The 19,355-nt window shown below is 37.3% G+C and carries 15 protein-coding genes, 2 rRNA genes and 1 pseudogene (1 of these 18 cut by a window edge); 16 read left to right on the top strand and 2 right to left on the bottom strand.

Going from position 1 to position 19,355, the window contains the following annotated elements:
• From CALKRO_RS11310 to CALKRO_RS11275, 8 genes are all read left to right on the top strand, one after another.
• Window positions 1-2,025: ribosomal RNA gene (locus CALKRO_RS11310) — 23S ribosomal RNA — on the top strand; it begins 947 nt to the left of the window's first position.
• 73 nt (window positions 2,026-2,098) lie between these two features.
• A 5S ribosomal RNA gene (gene rrf, locus CALKRO_RS11305) occupies window positions 2,099-2,215 on the top strand.
• A gap of 400 nt (window positions 2,216-2,615) precedes the next feature.
• Window positions 2,616-3,287, top strand: a complete 672-nt coding sequence (locus CALKRO_RS11300) for an HAD family hydrolase (protein ID WP_041741753.1) — start codon at window positions 2,616-2,618, stop codon at window positions 3,285-3,287.
• 13 nt (window positions 3,288-3,300) lie between these two features.
• The gene (locus CALKRO_RS11295) at window positions 3,301-5,568 is read left to right on the top strand and encodes a glycoside hydrolase family 65 protein (RefSeq protein WP_013431144.1); all 2,268 of its coding nucleotides are present in this window, start codon (window positions 3,301-3,303) and stop codon (window positions 5,566-5,568) included.
• 321 nt (window positions 5,569-5,889) lie between these two features.
• On the top strand, window positions 5,890-7,116 hold the full coding sequence (locus CALKRO_RS11290; protein WP_013431143.1) for an ABC transporter substrate-binding protein: 1,227 nt from the start codon (window positions 5,890-5,892) through the stop codon (window positions 7,114-7,116).
• Between the two features lie 99 nt (window positions 7,117-7,215).
• Complete coding sequence (locus tag CALKRO_RS11285; protein ID WP_013431142.1) at window positions 7,216-8,103, top strand: carbohydrate ABC transporter permease; 888 nt, start codon at window positions 7,216-7,218, stop codon at window positions 8,101-8,103.
• A 43-nt stretch (window positions 8,104-8,146) separates the two neighbouring features.
• Window positions 8,147-8,980 (top strand): carbohydrate ABC transporter permease, encoded by an 834-nt coding sequence (locus CALKRO_RS11280; protein ID WP_013431141.1) that lies wholly within the window; start codon window positions 8,147-8,149, stop codon window positions 8,978-8,980.
• A 90-nt stretch (window positions 8,981-9,070) separates the two neighbouring features.
• Window positions 9,071-10,090, top strand: a complete 1,020-nt coding sequence (locus CALKRO_RS11275) for a LacI family DNA-binding transcriptional regulator (protein WP_013431140.1) — start codon at window positions 9,071-9,073, stop codon at window positions 10,088-10,090.
• 71 nt (window positions 10,091-10,161) lie between these two features.
• On the opposite strand, the gene CALKRO_RS11270 is transcribed toward CALKRO_RS11275, so the two are convergent.
• Complete coding sequence (locus tag CALKRO_RS11270) at window positions 10,162-12,507, bottom strand: glycoside hydrolase family 65 protein (RefSeq protein ID WP_013431139.1); 2,346 nt, start codon at window positions 12,505-12,507, stop codon at window positions 10,162-10,164.
• Between the two features lie 526 nt (window positions 12,508-13,033).
• Here CALKRO_RS11270 and CALKRO_RS11265 point away from each other — a divergent pair.
• The 4 genes from CALKRO_RS11265 to CALKRO_RS11250 all read left to right on the top strand — a co-directional run bounded on the left by CALKRO_RS11265 (window position 13,034) and on the right by CALKRO_RS11250 (window position 16,622).
• Window positions 13,034-13,261 (top strand): hypothetical protein, encoded by a 228-nt coding sequence (locus CALKRO_RS11265; RefSeq protein WP_013431138.1) that lies wholly within the window; start codon window positions 13,034-13,036, stop codon window positions 13,259-13,261.
• A complete protein-coding gene (locus CALKRO_RS11260; protein ID WP_013431137.1) occupies window positions 13,255-14,355 on the top strand; it encodes a glycosyltransferase family 4 protein in 1,101 nt (366 codons plus the stop codon). The genes CALKRO_RS11265 and CALKRO_RS11260 overlap by 7 nt, the downstream gene beginning before the upstream one ends.
• A 27-nt stretch (window positions 14,356-14,382) precedes the next feature.
• On the top strand, window positions 14,383-15,648 hold the full coding sequence (locus CALKRO_RS13130) for a lysozyme (protein WP_013431136.1): 1,266 nt from the start codon (window positions 14,383-14,385) through the stop codon (window positions 15,646-15,648).
• 110 nt (window positions 15,649-15,758) lie between these two features.
• On the top strand, window positions 15,759-16,622 hold the full coding sequence (locus CALKRO_RS11250) for a hypothetical protein (RefSeq protein ID WP_013431135.1): 864 nt from the start codon (window positions 15,759-15,761) through the stop codon (window positions 16,620-16,622).
• A 237-nt stretch (window positions 16,623-16,859) separates the two neighbouring features.
• On the opposite strand, the pseudogene CALKRO_RS14230 reads toward CALKRO_RS11250, so the two are convergent.
• Window positions 16,860-17,265 (bottom strand): annotated as a pseudogene (locus CALKRO_RS14230) (transposase); the annotation flags it as partial.
• A 286-nt stretch (window positions 17,266-17,551) separates the two neighbouring features.
• On the opposite strand from CALKRO_RS14230, the gene CALKRO_RS11245 reads away from it, so the two are divergent.
• The 4 genes from CALKRO_RS11245 (at window position 17,552) to CALKRO_RS14165 (ending at window position 19,311) form a co-directional block, all read left to right on the top strand.
• Window positions 17,552-18,013, top strand: coding sequence for a hypothetical protein (locus tag CALKRO_RS11245; RefSeq protein WP_237699080.1), 462 nt, complete (start codon window positions 17,552-17,554; stop codon window positions 18,011-18,013).
• A 656-nt stretch (window positions 18,014-18,669) separates the two neighbouring features.
• A complete protein-coding gene (locus tag CALKRO_RS13925; RefSeq protein WP_013431132.1) occupies window positions 18,670-18,858 on the top strand; it encodes a hypothetical protein in 189 nt (62 codons plus the stop codon).
• Between the two features lie 27 nt (window positions 18,859-18,885).
• Entirely contained in the window at window positions 18,886-19,086 is a 201-nt protein-coding gene (locus CALKRO_RS13920; protein WP_041741751.1) for a hypothetical protein, read from the top strand.
• A gap of 3 nt (window positions 19,087-19,089) precedes the next feature.
• Entirely contained in the window at window positions 19,090-19,311 is a 222-nt protein-coding gene (locus tag CALKRO_RS14165; RefSeq protein ID WP_083789262.1) for a glucosaminidase domain-containing protein, read from the top strand.
• Window positions 19,312-19,355: the final 44 nt, after the last annotated feature.

Genomic DNA, 19,355 nt, shown 5'->3' with positions numbered 1-19,355 from the left:
AACGTTACCGAACCCTATCAAACTCCGAATGCTGGCGGTTTTAAGCTTGGGAGTCAGACCACGAGCGATAAGGTCCGTGGTCGAGAGGGGAACAGCCCAGACCGACTGCTAAGGTCCCGAAGGTGTGGCTAAGTGTGCAAAGGATGTTCAGCCGCGAAGACAACCAGGAGGTTGGCTTAGAAGCAGCCATTCCTTTAAAGAGTGCGTAACAGCTCACTGGTCGAGCGGCTGGGCGCCGAAAATACTCGGGGCTAAAGCCACACACCGAAGCATCGGGTTATAGCCACGGGAAGGTGTGGCTATAGCGGTAGGGGAGCGTTCTGCGTTAGGGCGAAGCCCAAGGCGAAAGCCAGGGTGGACGAGGCAGAAGTGAGAATGCCGGAATAAGTAGCGCGAGGCAGGTGGGAAGCCTGCCCGTCGGAAGCCCAAGGTTTTCTGGGGAAGGCGAATCCGCCCAGAGTTAGCCGGGGCCTAAGGCGAGGCCGAAAGGCGTAGCTGATGGGTATCAGGTTGATAATCCTGAGCCACCTGCCGGAGGTTAACCTACGAGGCGGGACGCAGGAGGAGCAGGCAACCGGGGAGTTGGTAGACCCCGGCCAAGCGGCGAGCGGGAGTGGGTAGGCAAATCCGCTCACTCGGCAACCGTGAGCCGTGATGGGGAGCCGAAGTAATAGTAGGCGAAGTGCCGAGCTTCACACTGCCAAGAAAAGCGTCGCGTAGGCGAAGGCAGGTGCCCGTACTGGAAACCGACACAGGTGGGCGAGGAGAGGATCCACAGACGGACGGGTGAAGCACCGCTAAGGAACTCGGCAAACTGACCCCGTAACTTCGGGAGAAGGGGTGCCCTGGGTGAAGAGCTCAGGGTCGCAGGGAATAGGCCCAAGCGACTGTTTATCAAAAACACAGGTCTCTGCCAAGCCGAAAGGCGAGGTATAGGGGCTGACGCCTGCCCGGTGCTGGAAGGTTAAGGGGAGGGGTTAGCCTGAAGAGGGCGAAGCTCCGAACCGAAGCCCCAGTGAACGGCGGCCGTAACTATAACGGTCCTAAGGTAGCGAAATTCCTTGTCGGGTAAGTTCCGACCCGCACGAATGGCGTAACGACTTGGGCGCTGTCTTGGCGGTGTGCCCGGCGAAATTGTGGTACCAGTGAAGACGCTGGTTACCCGCGGTTGGACAGAAAGACCCCGTGGAGCTTTACTGCAGCCTGGCACTGTGTTTTGGTGTGCCCTGTACAGGATAGGTGGGAGGCGGAGAAGTGGGTGCGCCAGCATCCATGGAGCCGACGGTGGGATACCACTCTGGGTGCACTGGGGCACTAACCAGACACTCTGAACCGAGTGATGGGACACTGTCAGGTGGGCAGTTTGACTGGGGCGGTCGCCTCCTAAAAGGTAACGGAGGCGCCCAAAGGTCACCTCAGCACGGATGGAAATCGTGCGGTAGGAGTGCAAAGGCGGTAAGGTGGCTTGACTGTGAGAGAGACATCTCGAGCAGGGACGAAAGTCGGGCTTAGTGATCCGGCGGTATTCAAGTGGGAGAGCCGTCGCTCAACGGATAAAAGTTACCCCGGGGATAACAGGCTGATCTCCCCCGAGAGTCCACATCGACGGGGAGGTTTGGCACCTCGATGTCGGCTCATCGCATCCTGGGGCTGAAGTAGGTCCCAAGGGTTGGGCTGTTCGCCCATTAAAGCGGTACGTGAGCTGGGTTCAGAACGTCGTGAGACAGTTCGGTCCTTATCCGCCGCGGGCGCAGGGTATTTGAGGGGAGCTGACCCTAGTACGAGAGGACCGGGTTGGACGGACCGCTGGTTTACCAGTTGTCCCGCCAGGGGCACGGCTGGGAAGCCAAGTCCGGAAGGGATAAACGCTGAAAGCATCTAAGCGTGAAGCCCACCCCAAGATGAGATACCCCACACCTCAAAGGTGGTAAGGGTCCTGGAAGACTACCAGGTAGATAGGCCGCATGTGTAAGCGCTGTGAGGCGTTGAGCAAGGCGGTACTAATGGCCCGAGGAGCTTGACCGAAAGAGGAGCTTTCTCCCTATTCACTTGCGAGGCTGCTTAGAAAGCTGCTGAAGAAAATGAATAAGCTGACAAATCCGGTGGCGAAAGAGCGAGGGAAACACCCGTTCCCATTCCGAACACGGAAGTTAAGCCTCGCAACGCCGATGATACTGTGCTGGAGACGGCACGGGAAAGTAGGTGGCTGCCGGATTTTTTATTTTTGTGTTCGAATGTTAAATATTTAACAAGTAAGATGAAAAAATGCAAATGTCAAATGTTTAGTTATCACTTCTTTTGAACTAATTAAAAACAATAAAAAACTGGAACGAGTTTCTATCTCACTCTCTTTTCTTCTCCCTTCTGATTTTTATTTTATTGCTCTGAATTATTTATAATAAAGTTATTCCATCTAAATTTTTAACTTTCTTAACTTTCTTGTCTTTACTATTATTATAAAACTAATTCTTTTCTAAAACTATTAAAATTCTTTCCTTATACTTCGAGCATGTCTTTATAAAATGTCGAAAATAATCGAAAACGATATTGAAAACAATTCGAAAAACTTTTATAATAATCTTATACAACAATCACAGCAAAGGGGTTTACTTTTCATGGGAAAAATCAAGGCTGCTATTTTTGACATGGATGGTGTTTTAACAGATACTGTAAAATTACATTTCAAAGCATGGAAAAAGATGTTTGAAAACCACGGTTATAAATTTGAATATGAAGATTACAAATGGAAGGTTGACGGAAAACCAAGGCTGGATGGGATAAGAAGCATTGCATATGATATGCCAGAAGACAAGTTAATAGAAATGGCAGAGGAAAAACAAAAGATTTTTTTGGAATTTGTTGAACAAGAAAATTTAGAAGCTTTTGAAGATAGCATATGGCTTTTGAATCATTTGAAGCAAAATAATATAAGACTTGCTGTTGCTTCTTCAAGCAAAAATACTACTAAAATTTTGACCAAAATAGGAATTCACAATATGTTTGATACAATTGTGACAGGGTATGATTTCAAAAAAGGAAAACCTGACCCTGAAATATTTCTAACTGCTGCACAAAGACTAAACGTAAATCCCAAAGAGTGCGTCGTGTTTGAAGATGCTATAGATGGGGTAAAGGCAGGTATTCGTGCGGGGATGCTTACAATTGGTGTCTGTAGAGATGGTCAATTTGATAGGCTCAAAGAAGCTCATTACGTGGTTGATAAATTGACCAATGTTAACTTGGAACTTCTTGAAAATCTTCATGAAAAACTTTTCAAAAAGGTTTAGGAGGTTTTCAATAATGAAACTTTCAGAAAAAAACTGGCTGATTGAACAGGAAAGTTTTGGAGTTTCACATAAACATGAAACCTGCTTTGCTCTTACAAATGGGTATGTAGGAATAAGGGGAATCAATGAAGAGGTTTTTTGTGATGAGATACCAGGAACTTTCATAGCAGGTGTATTTGACAAAGACACAGCTCAGGTTACAGAACTTGTGAATTTGCCAAATCCAATAGGTCTTAGGATTTATATAAATAGAGAATTTCTAAATCCTTTGAAATGTGAAGTTGTTGAATTTAAGAGAGTTTTAGACTTAAAACAGGGACTGCTTTTTAGAAAATTGAGACTAAAAGATGAAAAAGGTAGAATTACATCAATAGAGGGATTTCGATTTGTCAGCATGAAAAATAAAAATCTTATTGTTCAAAAGTACAATGTGGTTTGCGAAAACTACTCAGCGGTTTTAAATGTAGAAAGTTTTATCGATGCCAATACCATGAACTCCAAGGATATTCCAAACGATAGAGTAAAACATTATGAAGTAGAAGATAAAAAGGATTGCAAAAGCTGTATATTCCTTGGCATTACAACAAAGGATAAAAGATACAAAGTGGGAATAGCAAGTTCTACAGAGGTTTTATTAGATAGCCAGAAATGTTATTTTAATAGATTTGTAAAAGATTTAGGAAGCGTTATTACTGAAAACCTTGAGGTTGAAGCAAAAGAAGGAAAAAGTTATGAGATTGTAAAGCTGAGTGTATTGGTGTCCTCAAGAGAAAATGTTGATGATATTTTTAGAAGTTCTACAATCAAGCTTGAAAGAGCAAAAGAATTAGGTGTTGAGAGGCTGCTTTCTGAGCATATAGAAGAGTATGATAAGCTCTGGGATGTTGCCAAGGTTGAGGTAATTGGTGATGAGGTTGCAGATAGAAGTCTTAAATTTAATGTTTTCCATCTACTTAGTATGGCAAATCCAGAAGATGAACATGTAAGCCTTGGTGCAAAAGGCCTTCACGGAGAAGGCTACAAAGGACATGTTTTTTGGGACACAGAGATTTTTATGCTCCCGTTTTACATTTACACAAATCCGAAAGCTGCAAGGTCAATGCTGATGTACAGGTACAATCTTTTGGACGGTGCAAGAGAGAATGCAAGGAAAAATGGATACAAAGGTGCGCAGTTCCCCTGGGAGTCTGCAGACACCGGTCAAGAGGAGACGCCAAAGTGGGGGTACGATTATCTTGGCAAACCTGTTCGAATATGGACAGGGGATATAGAATATCATATCTCAGCAGATATAGCCTTTGCAGTTTTAGAATATGTGCGTGCAACAGATGATATAGAGTTTCTTTTAAACTATGGTGCGGAAATTGTGATTGAAACAGCAAGGTTTTGGGCTTCTATTTGTAAATATAATGAAGAAAAGGATAGATATGAAATAAATGATGTGATAGGTCCGGATGAGTTCCATGAACATTGTAACAACAATGCCTATACCAATTATCTTGCAAAGTGGAACTTAGAAAAGGCTTATGAAGTATTGAAATGCTTAGAGGAAAATTACCCAAGCCATTTTGAAAGGTTAGTAAAAAAAATAAACTTATCAGAAGATGAACCTTTGAACTGGCTAAAAGTTGCATCAAAGATTTATATTCCATACCATCCTGAAACAAAGCTAATTGAACAGTTTGAAGGATATTTTAATCTTAAAGATTTTGTTATTAAAGAATACGACAGCAACAATATGCCAGTCTGGCCAGAAGGTGTTGAGCTTGACAAGCTAAATAGCTATCAGCTCATTAAACAAGCAGACGTTGTGATGCTTTTGTATTTGCTTGGCGACCAGTTTGATGAAGAGGTCATGAAAATAAACTATGATTACTATGAAAAAAGGACAATGCACAAATCGTCTTTAAGTCCGAGCATTTATGCTTTGATGGGAGTAAGAGTGGGTGAGACAAAAAGAGCATATATAAATTTTATGCGTACCGCTTTGACAGACATTGAAGACAATCAAGGCAACACAGCTTTGGGGATACACGCTGCGTCTTTGGGCGGCACATGGCAAGCTTTGATATTTGGTTTTGGAGGTTTAAAAGTAGAAAAGGATGATGTTCTCTCTGTCAATCCGTGGCTTTTTGAAAAGTGGGAAGCTTTGAAATTTAGCATTTGGTGGAAAGGAAACTTGCTGGATTTTGTCATAACCAAGGAAAATGTTGAGGTCAAAAAAAGAGTTGACAGGAGCAAAGTAAAAATCAAGATAAGAAGCAAAGAAGTTGTTTTATAGCTTTTTTTGCTTATAAGGGGCTGTCCAAAAAGATAATTGGATAGCCCTTTTCTCACAATATATAGTTTAATTATTTGATTTTGCCTATATATTGTGGCATGAAATCTTTAAAATTTTGTTTTTAGACAGCTCCTTTGATTTTACGAAAACATTTCGAAAAAAGTTTGAAAGCTTGAAATATATAAGACAGCATTACTTATACTTAATAAACAAAATCTAAAAATTAATTAAAAAACCTGTAGACAAAATTACTAACTTGTTGTATAATAAAATCATCGAAAACATTTCCGAAATATTTAATTCAAAAAGGAGGTTTGTTTTATGAAAAAATTTCTAACAATTTTATTAACGTTAATTTTCCTACTTTCCTTGGTTGCAGGAATAGGTGCTGCGCAAAAAGATGTTTTTGCCACTTCCAAGATAACTTTAAAGCTTGGTGCGTGGGCATCTTCCCCTGCTGAGAAGAAGATTGTTCAAAACCAAATTGCAGCGTTCAAAAAGCTGTATCCAAATGTTGATGTAAAAATTACTGAAATTGTCGGTGACTATAACCAAAAGATGCAGCTTCTCATGGCATCTAAAACAGAACCAGATATCTTTTACATGGATTCAATGCCAGCTTGGCAGTACATTGCAAAGAATGTCTTAGAGCCGCTTGACAGCTGGATGAAAAAGTACAATGTCAAAACAATTGGTTATGAGTCATCACTTCTCCAGCCATTCATATACAAAGGAAAAGTGTATGGACTTCCAAAAGACTACAATACATTAGTTTTGTTCTACAACAAAGAGATGTTCAAACAGGCAGGTCTTACACAGGCACCAAAGACATGGCAGGAGTTGAAAGAGTATGCTAAAAAACTTACAACAGACAAGGTTGTAGGTCTTACAATGAATCTTGAGCTTGCAAGAATTCAACCTTTTGCATATCAAAATGGTGGTAAAGTATTTGACGGTAGTAAGCCAGTCTTTACTGACCCGAAAGCCTTGGAAGGCTTAAAATTTGCACTTGACCTTTTCAAAGAAGGAATATGCAAGACTCCGAAGGATTTAGGCGCTGGCTGGGTTGGAGATGCATTTGCTGACAAGAAAGCTGCTATGACAATTGAAGGCGGCTGGATGATTCCATTCTTAAACGACAGAAAGATACCAAAAGATCAATATGGAATTGCAGAACTTCCCGCAGGACCAGCTGGCAAGTCAACAATGGCATTCACCGTTGCATATGTAATGAGCAAGAATTCTAAGCACAAACCTGAAGCGTTCAAACTTATAAGATTCTTAACTGGAGAAGGTGGTCAAAAGTACGTGGTTGAAGCAGGTTTGGCACTTCCTTCATTAAAGAGTGCAGGTGTAAACTTTGCTAAGACTTATCCAGAGAGAAAAGCGCTTGTTGATGGTGCAAAATATGCACAGGTCTACTTCTATGGTCTGGATGGCACAAAAGTTGTGGATGTCTTCAACAAAGCATTTGAAGACTATGTAATTGGCAAAAAGTATGACCTTAAGAAGAACATTGAGGAAAGAGTAAAGCAAATCATGAAGTAAAATAGAAGATACTACCTGGAAAATAATCAAGGCAGGTAAAAAAGCCTGCCTTGATTTATAAGAATATAACTGTAAGTTATAGGGGGATGTGAATAAAAAATGAGAAATAGAACAAAAACGCAAGAATACTTGACAGCTTTTGTCATGCTGCTTCCTTATATACTGTCTTTTTGTGTATTTTTTGCTTACCCGCTTGTAAAAGCTTTTATGATAAGTTTTCAGAACTTTTCATTCTTAGGAGATGCTCCACCTAAATTTGTAGGCCTTGCTAACTATAAAGAAGCGCTGACAAACAAGATGTTTTTAGATTCTATCCTTAACACACTTTATTATTCGGTTTTAGTTGTTCCTACTCAGCTTATTATTGCTCTCATTTTAGCTGTGATAGTAAATGACAAGGTAAAATTCAAGGAGTTTTTCAGAACAACATATTATCTTCCCACGGTTACATCACCTGTAGCAGTATCGATTATATTTCTGTTTTTGTACAAAACAGATGGGCTTGTGAATCAGATTTTAAGTCATATTGGGATTACTCCTCGAAATTGGTTCAATGAACCTTCTTTTGTGATGCCCGCAATTGTGAGTGTTGCTGTTTGGGGATCTGTAGGGTTTTATATGGTTACATTTTTGTCTGGACTTTCAACAATTCCAGACCAGCTTTATGAAGCTGCAGAAGTTGAAGGTGCAGGAGAATTTATTAAGCTTATTAAAATCACAATACCTCTTTTAAAACCGATGATATTTTTCAACACAGTTGTATCTTTTATTAGTACTCTCCAGATGTTTGATTTGTCATACATTATAGGCGGTTCTGATGGTGGTCCCATGGGAAAAGCAATGACAATGGTTGTGATGATATACAGAACAGCTTTTAAAGAGTTCAACATGGGAGTTGCCTCGGCTATGGCGTTTGTTGTGTTTGGGATTATCTTTGTATTGACATTAATTCAGCGAAAATTTTTTGGCGAGGAAATGTCATATTAAGTAATGATTTTTCTGGATTATCAAAAAAGGAGATGAGAAAAAGGTGTGGATGAAGGAAAATACCTATGGGATTGGAGTCAAAATAGTGCTATATACAATCTGCATTTTATGGGCGCTGATAACCTTGGTACCATACCTTATTGCTGTTATAACTTCTTTAAAACCTGTAGAAGATGTGACAAAATTCTCAGTTGACTTTGGAAAGCTGAGCTTTAGTAGCTATAAATACATCACGACAGAGTTTCCGTTTATGAGATGGCTTTTTAACAGCTTTGTGGTTGCAGTAGCTGTGACAGCTGGCAATCTGCTTTTCAATTCCATGGCAGCATATGCTCTTGCAAGGCTAAGTTTCCCATTTAAGAAGGTTGTTTTTTACATTATCATAGGTACAATGATGATACCTGGGCAGGTACTCTTGATTCCTATTTACCTTATTCTAAACAAACTTGGCTGGATTGATTCGTACAAGGGATTAATTATTCCGTGGCTTGTGAGTGCATTCTATATATTTTTCATGCGCCAGTACTTTTTGACAATTCCTAAGGATTTAGAAGAAGCTGCATTGATTGACGGACTGTCGCGGTTTGGTATATTCTTCAAGATATTTTTACCACTATCGCTGCCGGCTTTGGCAACTCAGGCTATATTCATATTTGTAGGCAACTGGAACAGTTTCATGTGGCCAAGCATCATAGCTTCGTCTGAAGAGCTGTATACCCTGCCGGTAGGCCTCAACTCGTTTTACGGCCAGTATTATCAATTTTGGAACCAAGTTTTAGCAGGAGCAATTCTTCTTTCTTTACCAACCATAATAGTTTTCGTAGCATTTCAGAAATATTTCGTCAGGGGGATAGTCACAACAGGGCTTAAAGAGTAATAAAAATGTTGAAACAGAAGACAAAGAAAGTGTATAATTAATTTCAAGGTTTTAGTGAAATATTTCAAAAACAGAAGGTGAAAAGAAAGAATGAGAAAGAACAAGAATGTGACAATAAAGGATATTGCAAAAGCTTTGGGACTGTCGCCAAGCACTGTTTCAAGGGCGCTCAATAATTACTCAGATATAAACCCGGAGACAAGAGACAAAGTAATAGAGATGGCCAAAAAACTAAACTACACACCAAACATCTTTGCAAAAAGCCTTGTCACAAACAAGACAAAAAGAGTTGGACTGTTCATTGAAGACATGGAGAGAGAAGGCATATACGGTGTTTTCTATTATGAAATACTTATAAGTTTTAGGAAAGCTGCAATGGACAATGGTTATGAGGTTGTTTTGCTCTCAACATCTTCAGAGGAGCAAAAAAGAATCTCTTTTGATGCAGTTATGCAGGAAAAAGGGCTTGAAGGTGCATTCATTATGGGACTAAAAATGGACGATGAGTATCTGAATGAAATACAAAAAAGTACCTATCCTGTTGTTTTGCTTGACATTCCAATAAAAAACTCAAATGTAGGTTATGTGACAACAAACAATCTAAAAGGTGCACAGCTTGCAACAGAACACTTGATTAACCTTGGACACAAAAGAATAGGGTTTTTGAATGGTCACAAAAAAGCATATGTCAGCCAAGAAAGATTAAACGGTTATATATTGGCACTGAGCAAAAACGGACTTCAGGTTGACAGTGAACTTATTTACGAAGGTGATTTTACAGAGGCAAGCGGGTTTAAGGCAGCAGACTATTTTGTCCAGAAGGGTGTCACAGCAGTTTTTGCTGCATCAGACATGATGGCAATCGGTCTTATAAAAAGATTAAAGGAACTTGGTGTGGATGTGCCTAAAAAAGTTTCGGTTGTGGGATTTGACGATATATCCTTGGCACGTTACATCACCCCCACTCTTACAACAATAAGACAGAACAAGAGTGAGATGGGCAAATCAGCCTTTTATTTGCTTTTGAACCTGATTTCAAAGCAGCCAATAAACCACATTATTTTAGAGCCAGAGCTTGTAAAAAGAGAATCAACAGCAAGGCTGCGCTAAATATCTTTTTGTAAGCTCAACAAAAACGGCTGTGAGGAGAAAACACAAATCTTCTCACAGCCTTTAAAATTTTAATTGACAAGGATAAATTCTTTAGTCTGTCCTCTTTTCAATTCAAAACTGCTACCATGGTGTGAAAGCTGAATACTTTCACCATCCAAAAGTGTATAGGAAGCTATGCTTTTTGTTATTTCCACTTTCAAAACTTTTCCTTTGTATCTTACTTTGAACGATAAATATTCAAGTCTTTCAGGAAGCTTTGGAGCAAAGGAAAGTACACCTTTGTTTGTTCTCATTCCACCAAAACCGAATACCAAAGCTTGCCAAGCACCGCCCATACAAGCAGCGTGAATTCCATCTTTTGTGTTGTCATTTAAATCGTCAAGGTCCATTCTTGCTGTATATACAAAGTATTCGTATGCTTTGTCTAAGTACCCAAGCTCTGCTGCAAGGATGCTAAAAATTGCAGGTGAGAGTGATGAGTCATGTGTTGTGATTGGTTCATAATATTCATAGTTATTTTTTAAATCCTCAAATGAAAAATTTTCTCTCAAAAGGTAAATGAGCAAAAGAACATCTGGCTGTTTGCAAACTTGATATCTATAAATGTCTAAATAATGCCAGTTCAAAAGAAGAGGAAACTGATTCTCTGGGATTTTTGACAAATCAAGCCTCTTTTTATAGATGAATGAATCGTCCTGAGGAATAATTTTCAGCTCTGGATTGTACGGCAAATACATGTTATCAGCAATGTTTTTCCACAGCAAGACTTCATTCTGTGAGAGCTCAATTTTTCTGCAAAGCTTTTCAAAAGCATCGCTGTCTTTTTCTTTCAAGAGAGTATAAAGATTTGTAGCAAACTCAAGGGTCATCTTTACCATGTAGTTTGTATAAGCGTTGTTGTCAACAAGTGCAGTATACTCATCAGGGCCGGTGACACAGAATATGCAGAACTTTCCGTCCTTTGCTTCACTGAAATGGCCAAGTTCTGCATAGAATCTTGCAACTTCAAATACAATTTCTGCACCATAGTTTTTTATAAATTCTAAATCATCTGTTGCCTCAAAATACTTTTTTATGGCATACACAATATCAGCGTTTATGTGGTATTGGGCAGTCCCTGCGGGAAAATATGCTGAACACTCTTTTCCTGCAATTGTTCGCCAGGGATATAGTGCTCCTCTGTGGTGAAGCTCTCTTGCTCGCTTTCTTGCTGCATCTAAAATGTTGTATCTGTACAAAAGTAGCATTTTTGCAATTTCTGGCTGAGTATATATGAAAAACGGCATTATATAAATTTCAGAGTCCCAGAAATAATGTCCACCGTAACCTTCGCCTGTGAGACCTTTTGCGGCAATATTTGAAATACCGTTTCTACCTGTTGATTGAAGCAGCGAAAATAGACTAAATCTTATAGCTTGCTGAATCTTAGGATCCCCTTTTACCACAACATCAGCATTTTCCCAAAAGGTTTCTAAAAATTCTCTTTGTTCTTTCAAAAGGTTATTAAAACCTATCTTTTTTGCTTCAAGTATTTCAGCAGCGCAGTGCTCTTCAATCAAATCTTCTTCAACATCTCTTTGTGTAAAATATGAAAAATATTTTGTCAAGCTATATTCCATATCTTGTTTAGCATCAAATTCAATTTCAAATATAACAAGATTTTTCTCTTTGTCGGCAAAAGATTTGCAGAAAAATTCTTTGATGCTCAAAACATGATCTACCATGCAGCCATACGAGAGTATACTCTTTTTAGTTTTCTGCATCAAAAAACCATTAAGTTTATTACAGTAAGCTTTAATTGTCTCAAAAGGAAATTTTTCTATTCCAGAACCAACCCTCACATCTTCTGTCTCAAGCAGATTTGAAGAGTTTCCATCTATTTTACTTACAATTTTTATTCTGCCAGAAAAATTGAGAAGTTTTATTCTAATATTAATTGCTCCTAAATGCTGCCTTTTAAAACATGCAAGTCGTTCAAAAGATATATAAATTTTTCTGCCACGTTCAGATTCCCAGAGTATTTCTCGTACTACCGTTCCGCTCTTCATGTCAAGTTTTCTAATATGTTTATAAATTTTTCCACTGAATAAATTGAATTTTTCACCCTCAATCATTATTTCAAATGTCTTCACATCAGCAACATTTACCATTGCCTCGCCACGCTTTGCAAATCCATATCCACCCTCTGGATAGGTAATATCATACTCTTCATAAAAACCGTTGATATAGGTTGCTTTAAAGCTCTGGCTTTTGTCAGGGAAATCTTCATCCAAGTTTCCTCTCAGGCCTAAATATCCATTTGCAACTGTAAAAATGGTCTCAAGCATAAAATTCTTTTCAGGATGAAATCCATCTTCTATTATGTTCCACTCATCTGGCAAAAATATAGCTTGCTTTTTGGGAAGCCTTCTCAAGCTGTATTCTCCTTTCGCAGCAAAATCTTTTTTATGTAATCATACCTTAATATAATTTTACAGTCAATGGCTGGAAGTTACTTTTTAAATATGTTTTGGGAATGTTACCGAAATATTTTCGGTAAAATTATGTTCAAATAAAGCACAGAAAAAATATTCTTGCTTGTGAGCTACTATATTTGACATGGGAAATAATACAAGGTTTACTTGGTAGCCACCGAGGTTTGCTTATGTTTAATTATGAAAGCGAGAGAAAATTGAAGAAATTTCAAGATATTTGGAGAAAGAAAAATTTTATATTGAAAAATTAAGTTTTATGTCAAGAAATTAGTTAAAAAAAAGGTTGACAGTATAAAGATGCGTGAGATAAGATTTACACATAAATTCCAGTGTATAGGTTAACAAAAAGAAAAGTTTTAGTACAAAATTTTATAAAAAAGATGGTAACTCAATTAAAATACTAATGAATAAATTGATGGACGAAATGATGAAATATGACATGGAAGGGTAATGGTGAGATATTAAGATGTGTGGCAAGGAAATAGAAATTGGTGGCAAGAAGTTAGTGGTTACGAATGAGATTTTGAGGAGTCCAGAGGGTAAGATATACTTTATTGTAGATTTTGAAACCAAGTTTGAAGAGCCTGGCATATCTAAAATTCCTGTGAGAGCAGTTGAGATTAAGACAAAGGAAGAGGAGTATTTATTGAGGAGATATAATATTGTAGTAGGAGAGATAGAGGGGCAATGCTAAAAATAGGTTTTAATGGCAAGTATAAGGTATTACATTTTACCAATGAGATAGGTGGTTATATTATAGGTGGGATTGCTACATTTATAGAACAGTTATATAAGTTTCACGAGGCAGATGAGGGGTTTGTACATATTTATGATGGAGACATATTGGATGAAATAGATATAAGAAGATATTCTGGAGATAGAGATATATTAGCTATTGATTATAGGGAGATAGGGAAGCTAAGTAGATTTGAGTTTGATATAGGAGTAATTCACTTTTACGGGTTAGATTACATAATGGATAGTGGGATATTTAGGGATAAAAAGATAGTATATGTAATACATTCTGTTCCAACTCCTGAGCCATATTTTTTAGACAATCCATTTGGGGGGCATATTGAGGTACAAAGGAGTTTTGAAAGGCTTTGCGAGGAGGCAGATATATTAGTGTGTGTGTCCAATTGTGAAAGAGAAAAGTTGATTAGATTGTATCGCCGATATGATAGCAAGACAAGGGTTATATACAATGGGATAGATATGACGGCAGGTGAAATTAAAAGAGATATAATGGGCGAGAGGAAGATTTTTGGTTTTTTAGGGAGATTAGATTACAGGAAGGGGTTATTAGAGTGTTTGAAGGAGTTTAGGGATGTGGAAGGCAAGTTGATGATAGCATGTGATAATCAGGACATAGCATATATGGGGGAGATAATAAGTTTTATAGATGGAGCGAAATTATGGGATAAGGTAGAATTTATAGGTTGGGTGAGTGGGAAGAGGAAGGAGAATTTTTTAAAGGCAATAGATGCATTAATAGTGCCATCGTTATATGAACCGTTTGGGTATGTAGTTTTAGAGGCAGGGAGATTAGGTACACCAGTGATTAGTAGTTGTAGGGGAGGGATATATGAGATAGTAGGAGAGGAGTACAGATATGTTTTTGATCCATATGAGAGAGGGGAGCTGGCCGAATGTGTTAAAAGATTTCAAAGAGATTCTGTAGATGTAGTGAAGAAAGAGGTAGATAAACTTGCCGAAAGGGTAAGGATGTTTAATGCAGAGAGGATGGCAAAAGAATACAGGAAATTGTTTAATGAAATATCAAATTAGCAAATGAGAATGAGAGGAGGAAAGTTGATGGTACTGAATAGTGTGTTATATAATGGAGTAGAATATGAGAGGCAAAAGGGGTTATTAGTAGGGATTGGTGTGAGCACAGCAGTAAATGGGAGTGGGAGTTTGAGGCAAGAGAATGCGAAGAGTGGTACTGATGAAGATATAGCAGTTGTGTACAGTAAGGGTGGAGGCAGTGGGAATGAATTTTATGGTAAGGTAGTGTATACTCCACCGAATACCTATTTTGGGTACAAGATAGGTGGATGGACGAGCATAGCAGGAAGTGGTAGTATGAGTTTGAGTATTAGTGGGAGTAATGCAACAAGGAATAGTGGGGGATTAGGGAGTATATTAGGTAATGGGAGTGGGAGTTTGCCAAGTGGTTGTGTGACGTTATACAGGAGTGATATAAGTTGGAATGGGTATTATACACCGAAGGTGGCAAGTGGAGGTTCAATAACTTTAAAAGGTAATAGTGAGGCAAGCAGGAAAGAGAGTAGCAGTGCGAGTATAACACCGGGGTATTCAGACAGTTTTGTATGGGGTGATAGAGGTTATTCAGGTGGAATATCAGCAAGTGTATCGCCGGTGAGGACAGGTGGATGTTATACGCCTAAGATAAGCGGAGGAGCTTCTTCAACACCAAAGCCGTCAGGTTCTAAAACTCCAACTGAAGTGAAGAAAATAACTTCCAATATGAATGCAGCAATAAAAAGATTAGAACCAAGCGATGCCATAGTTGAATTTATTAAAATATATGAATACAAGGGAGAATATTCAAAATTTGCTTATAGTGACAAAGATGGTGTTTGGACTATCGGATACGGACATGTATTAAGAGGCAAAGAATTAGAAGAATATGTTGACCTTAAAACTCACAAACCTAAGAAAGCAATAATTGAAGAAAAAGCAAAAGAGTTTTTAAAAAATGATATCAAAGCTGCAGCCGACGCAATCAATGAGTTTATGGAAGAAAATAAAATTCAACTTTCACAAAATCAATTTGATGCTTTGGTTAGCTTTACTTTTAATGTTGGTTCGGCATGGACAAAAAATAAAAGTTCTGAAACTCGAAATGATATAATTAAAGCTGTTAAAAGCGGTATTGACTCTAATTTAGAAAGAAAGCTTAGAGACGATTTTCTTTCTTGGACAAAAGTTCAGGGAGAAGTTTGGGAAGGTTTGCAAAGGCGCAGATATGATGAATGGGAGATGTTTGTGAAGGGAGATTATAAGGTTATAGGCGTTGATGCTTGGAGAAAAATAAAAAAGGAAATAAGTCTCTAAAGTATTATCAGTTTTTGGGCTATAAAAGAAATGAATAGAAACTTCTTTTTGAGTAAATTTTATTTTTATGTTTTAAGCAGAGATAAGCTAAATTAGAGAGGTGTAATTTTATGAAGTTTTTTAAAAATGTTATTGCAGCATTTTTAATCATGTTTTTAATTTCGCCTGCTCTAATTGTATTAAGTAGCGCTAAAATTGAGGATGCTGAAATTGAAAAAGGTTATTATGATTACATTGGTAAAAAAGGGAAAAAGGATATAGTGATGAGTATATATATTGACAATCCGAAGGTTAAAGGTTTATATAATTACAAAGGTGTAAGAAAGTATATAAAGGTAGAAGGAGTAATAAAAGGTGATAAAATAAAGTTAAATGAGCTTGATTCAAAAGGTAAAGTAGTTGGAACATTCAATGGCATTATAAAAGATAAAGTGATTAAAAAGAGTGATGGTCGGCTAATAAGACCAGTAGATACAATTGAGGGTACTTGGAGTGATGGCAAAATTAAAATGCCTTTTAAACTGGGAAGGGGTATATTTGCTGGCGTATCACCTATGCCTTATGGTGAAAAATTCAGCTTTGTTGGTTTTCCGGATGATGAAGTACTGAAATTTGCTACTAACATTCAAGAATATTTGATAAAAAACGACAAGAAAGCACTTGCAAAACTGATAGCATATCCAATTGAGGTCAAAATAGACGGTAAAAAGAGAAAGATAAGAAATGAAAAAGAGTTTATCAACAATTTTGATAAGATATTTGATGCCAATTTGAAAAAAGCGATAATAAATGCTGAGCCTTTGATTATGTTTTCGAATCAATATGGAGCTATGTTAGGAGACCCCACATATAACATCTGGTTTACAGGAATAGTAAGGAAGGGTAATGTCTATTTGTTAATTCATACTATTAACGAATTTATACTAAGAGATAGTTTGTTGTATGATAATAATATATATGGTGATAATAAATAATTTTTTGGAGACTATAAATAATTTTGTGTAAAGTATAAGGACCTCCTTCTTGGTAAGAATCAGAATATAAACAAAAATATCCAAGAGACAAACGGTATAATGTCAAGGGGGTTTTTTAAAAAATTTTTTTAGATAATTAGGGCAAAAAAGGCAATAGAATATCGAGCCGCTCAGCATGGAAAAATTTAACTGGCAGCTTGTTTGGGAAAGATTATTAAATTAAAAAATTGGGACTAACTAAGTATTGTAAACATCACCTCTTTCTTGATATATTTGACCAAGGCTAGAGCATGGCAAAGATCAGAGGAATTAATCGTCTTGCGGTGAGGACGAGGGCACGTTTATGCTGATGACAGGTCCACCTCTGAGAACTTCTTGTTGTAGAAAGCTTTGTAACGTACTGTGTGCTACATCACACAGTTAGCAGCCTCAACAAGATAGTATTCTGAGAATATTGGTTACCACACTTAGCTAATGCTGCATCTTGGGCATTGAAATTGTCATATTGATATTGAGTCCAAACGAGGCCAGAATATTTAGCCAAAGCAGCTTTGTTTTTGAAGTGCTTGATATTACAAATTTTATTGCAGATAACAGTTGCAAGAAGGTCGCCTATACCAAGGATGGTTGTTAATGTTTGAGAGAGAGGGAGGTCAATTTTAAGTTTGGTGTGGTAGAATAATGCAATAATAATATCAAAAAAATAGTTTGTTTAGATAGAAAAATTTAAGGAAATCATGATATATTTTGGGAAAATCAAAGGTATATTGAGAGGAAGGTAGATTTTTATAAAAAAATTTCTAATAATAATATTAACAATTGGAATTGTGTTTTTTTCTGGGTGCAAGGTTACTTACAATACAGAAAAAATAAAAAATCCGTTTTTCTTCAATGAAAGTATTCAAAGGATAGAGTATAAAGGGAAGTTTTTGTTCGATGATCTTATTGAAAAAAATGTAAAATTGAATATTGTTAAAAAGGCTAGTTTGAAGTACGGTGAGTTATACGAATTGAAACTTGAACCTATTGAGGGTATTCCACTTGAGCGTTTGAGTTTAGGTTATTTTTACGTGCAGAAAGATAAAATATATAAGATAGTTCCAACTAAAGAAAATCTAAGTAAGTTAAAAACAAAAGATGAATTGCCAAGTGATAGTGTAATTGTGTGCCAAGAGAAAGAACTAAAAGACCCGTTAAGCAGAGACAGGCTTGGATTTCATCATTACATAGTGGTAAATGGAGATAAGCGTGAATATCACTCTTTCAATAATCAAATAGAAACAGGATATTATGAATCATTTACGTGGGAAAAAGATAAGGGACTAATATATTATCGGAGCGGATATGGTGCTGAAAAGGATGCTATTGAGTTGAAATTGAAAGAGAATTGAGAAAAAATAAACAAAAGATTGATACTAATAATTTAATGTACCAATTGAGATATGTGTTTTGATTGATTTGATAATCATATTATGAGAACTGGATATGGTAGAATAAATCAATAATAACAGTATCAAGAACAAAATTATTTGTTTCGATAGCGAAATTTAAAGAAATCGCGAGATATTTTGAGAAAATCAAAAGTATATTGAGAGAGGTTTACTTAGTAACCACCTAGGTTTGCTTATGTTTAATTATGAAAGAGAGAGAAAATTGAAGAAATTTCAAGATATTTGGAGAAAGAAGAATTTTATATTGAAAAATTAAGTTTTATGTCAAGAAATTAGTAAAAAAAAGTATTGACAGTATAAAGATGCGTGAGATAAGGTTTACACATAAATTCCAGTGTATAAGTTAACAAAAAGAAATGTTTTAGTACAAAATTTTATAAAAAAGATGACAACTCAATTAAAATACTAATGAATAAATTAATGGACGAAATGATGAAATATGACATGGAAGGGTAATGGTGAGATATTAAGATGCGTGGCAAGGAAATAGAAATTGGAGGTAAGAAGTTAGTGGTTACGAATGAAATTTTAAAGAGTACAGGGGGTAAGATATACTTTATTGTAGAGGGAGTATATTAGGTAATGGGAGTGGAAGTTTGCCAAGTGGTTGTGTGACGTTATATAGGAGTGATATAAGTTGGAATGGGTATTATACACCGAAGGTGGCAAGTGGGGGTTCAATAACTTTAAAAGGTAATAGTGAGGCAAGCAGGAAAGAGAGTAGCAGTGCGAGTATAACACCGGGGTATTCAGACAGTTTTGTATGGGGTGATAGAGGTTATTAAGGTGGAATATCAGCAAGTGTATCGCCGATGAGGACAGATGGATGTTATACGCCTAAGATAAACGGAGGAGCTTCTTCAACATCAAAGCCGTCAGGTTCTAAAACTCCAACTGAAGTGAAGAAAATAACTTCCAATATGAGTAAAGAAGATTTTGTGGCTACTGCATTTGCAGCTTCAAAAGAAGAAGAAAAGAAAACAGGGATTCCAGTTGCAATTATTACAGCTTAAGCTATACTTGAATCGAATTATGGAAAGTCTGTTCCCGTTGATAAAAAGACAGGACAATATAGTTACGACTTATTTGGGATAAAAGGGGAGGGCCCAGCAGGAAGTGTTACTGTTACTACAACAGAGTATGTCAATGGCAAAAAAATAAAAATTGAAGATAGATTTAGAGCATATAACAACTTTGAAGAATCAATAAAAGATCATAGTGAATTTTTAAGAAATTAAACGATATCAAGAATTATTTATTTAAAACAATGATCCTACTAAAT

Source organism: Caldicellulosiruptor kronotskyensis 2002 (genome assembly GCF_000166775.1).
In the GTDB taxonomy this organism is placed as follows: domain Bacteria; phylum Bacillota; class Thermoanaerobacteria; order Caldicellulosiruptorales; family Caldicellulosiruptoraceae; genus Caldicellulosiruptor; species Caldicellulosiruptor kronotskyensis.
The sequence above is the reverse complement of the archived record's forward strand: the minus strand, read 5'-3'. Positions and strand labels throughout refer to the sequence as shown.